The following is a 2,639-nucleotide window of genomic DNA, read 5'->3' on the forward strand; positions in this document are numbered from 1 at the left end:
AAATTGTTAAGCGGTAGCAAAAATGTCAGTTAATGAAAACCTTGGCATCTGTGTGTGTGCATAAATGCGTAACGATGCTACAAAGCAGGGATCGTTATCAAAACTATTAAGCGGTAAGACTAACGCAAATTAAGGAAAAACTTGGCATCTGTGCGAGGCTAGAATAGCCTCGCTTAGCACGGATAACGCTACAATGAAGTAACCCCATGCCATGAAGCCACACCGTTATCAAAATTGTTAAAGAGTAGGGAAAATGTCAGTTAAGGGAAAGCGTTATATCTTTGCGGGTGCAGAATGCACACACAACCCCAGCACCGCTACAATGAAGTAACCCCATGCCATGGAGCCAAAGCGTTATTCTAAACTATTAAGCGGTAGGGAAAACGCGCATTAAGGTAAACGCGATATCTGTGCGAGGCTAGAATAGCCTCGCTAGCACGGATAACGCTACAATGAAGTAACCCCATGCATGAAGCCAAAAAGGGTATAATGCCTTGTTGGCATGTGTGGCCATCCTTTAGAAGGGAACAAGGTTTTTAACTTGTGGGTGGGAGGCAAGTGGGACCCTAAACAAAGGAGGCCACATGCACAAGTTGCTAATAGTCCTAGCGCTTATCATTGCTCTTACCCAGCAGTTGCGCTAAGCGTCAAAGTGTCCCCCTTTGGGGGACATTCAAAACGCTGCGCTATTGTGCCACAACTCCCCTTAAACCTCTTGCCTCAATTCAGCATTGCGCTTGGCAATCTGTGCCTGGACAAATTCCTCAAAGAGGGCTTTTTTCTCCAATTCTAGGGGGGTTAGTTCCTCCCCTACAGAATTGAAAAACAAATCTGGCATGGGCAAACCTAGAGCTTGCACAGAAGCCAGAGGTCTTTGTGTAGGAAAAGAGTTGAGCACCTCTATCTCATAGCCATCCCAGAGTTGCACAAGGTAGTTCTCATAGACCTGTTCCATCTCTAAGAGGGTATCAGGGTCCAAAGCTTCTAGGGCTTCTTCATTAGCTTGGATATTCTCATAATGCCAAGCCTTGGGGGGTTTGTTAGGTAAGGGTTTTACTTGTTTGCGTTGGAGTGCAACACTCTGTCCCTTTTTCTCCTCTAAGTGCTCCGTGCGCAGAAATTTCCCATGCTCGTACACATCTCTTTTGAGTGCGACGATCTTGCCCTCATAGTTAATGCTATAAGTGTAGTGATCTGTATAGTGGTGCTGGATAGTTTTCTCATAAGACTGAGAGCTCTTGACGCGGTAGGCCTCCTTGCGCTCTTCCTCTTCACGCTTTGTAGTCTGGGTGAGTAGGATATACCCCTGAGGTCTATAGGGATTTTTCAGGGCCTTGAGTTTCTCTGGAGCAAGCAGGTGTTCAAAGAGGGGCAAACGCTCTCCCTTAGGGTAGTAGCGCATCTTCTCTAAGAAGTCATAGGTGTTGAGCTGATTAATGCGTGGATGGATGAACTTTTTTTCATGCTGGTTAAAGAGTCTGGGCAAGCTCTCATCAAAGGCTCCAAAGTATTCCCCTGCTAACTCTGCAAAGCCCTTTTGAATTTCTAGGATGCGCGCCTTTAAATTCTGTTGCAGGATTTGCTTATGTAGGCGGGTGTCCTCTTGGAAGTTATGCACAGGAAAGGGGAGTTGCAGGGGGTCGTATTGGGCATTGCCTGCTAGGTGTTTGTGGGCTCTGTTGCTGAGTTGCTCAGCTAGGGGATTGGGGGCCTTAGTGCCCACAATGCCCTTCATACAATGAGGGGCTTCTAGGCCTGCACGATAGCCCAAAGCTCCGGGATTCTCATCCTTGTAGATACTCCCTTCAGGGAAGATAGCATAGGGGTTATAGATGAGCAGTTCTGTAGTCTGCACAGAGGCCATGCTCAAGGTGTGCGCTCCCAGAGTGCTAGCACGCTCCAAACTGGCACTCTGGTGGGCGTAGAAACTCTGGGCATTGATGGCATTCTCAGTGAGGATAGCACTGGTAATAGTGCTAGCAATATCGGCTAGAGCCCCCGTAACCGAAGTGGTGATTATGCTAATGCCCAAGGGGGTGGCCGCTCCAAAAGAGAACACGCTTACCAAAGTGCCCATCACCACGCCCATGATGGCACGCATCACACTGCCTATGAAGGCGAAGAGATTATCCCCCTTGAAGGCATCGCTAAAGACTTGAAAATGGCTATCGGCCTCGTGTTTGGCGTACTTGTGTGCCTGTGCTAAGAGGGTGTGCTGAGAAATCTCTAAATGATAGTGCGCGCAAATACGCTTGTAGACCTCTACATGTTGGGCGCGTTTCTCTGCAACAAAGCGTTTGTACTGCTTGTCTGAGCGATCCCAAATGAGGGGCATTATGCAAAGGGGCTGGTGTAGACTACGCCCAACACTTCCTCAAAGCTGCGCGCTTTCTCAATGCGATCGCGTAATTGGTGGCGGTGTCCTAGCAGAGCGGCTAACTTCTTGGCATGGGCTTGGTGTTTGTCTAAAATCTTAGAAGCTAGCACCCCCTTGTCCTCTCCTCTAGCCTGGGCTAGTTCCTCTAAGAAAGGCGTGGATGCTTGTGGGTCTTGCAAATAAAGTTGGGCTTCTTGAGCTTGGAGATTAAAGCTTAGGACTTCCTCTAGGGGGAAGTGCTCTTGTTGTAGCTGGGATACTT

General features: G+C 48.3%; 1 protein-coding gene and 1 pseudogene. Both read right to left on the reverse strand.

What is annotated here, in order from left to right:
- Positions 1 to 706 precede the first annotated feature (706 nt).
- Entirely contained in the window at positions 707 to 2,335 is a 1,629-nt protein-coding gene (locus C6H04_RS08015) for a hypothetical protein (RefSeq protein ID WP_199767101.1), read from the reverse strand.
- A pseudogene (locus C6H04_RS07710) lies at positions 2,335 to 2,639 on the reverse strand (hypothetical protein); the annotation flags it as partial. The pseudogene C6H04_RS07710 and the gene C6H04_RS08015, both read right to left, overlap by 1 nt.

This window comes from Helicobacter salomonis, from assembly GCF_900197775.1.
Classification (GTDB): Bacteria; Campylobacterota; Campylobacteria; order Campylobacterales; family Helicobacteraceae; genus Helicobacter; species Helicobacter salomonis.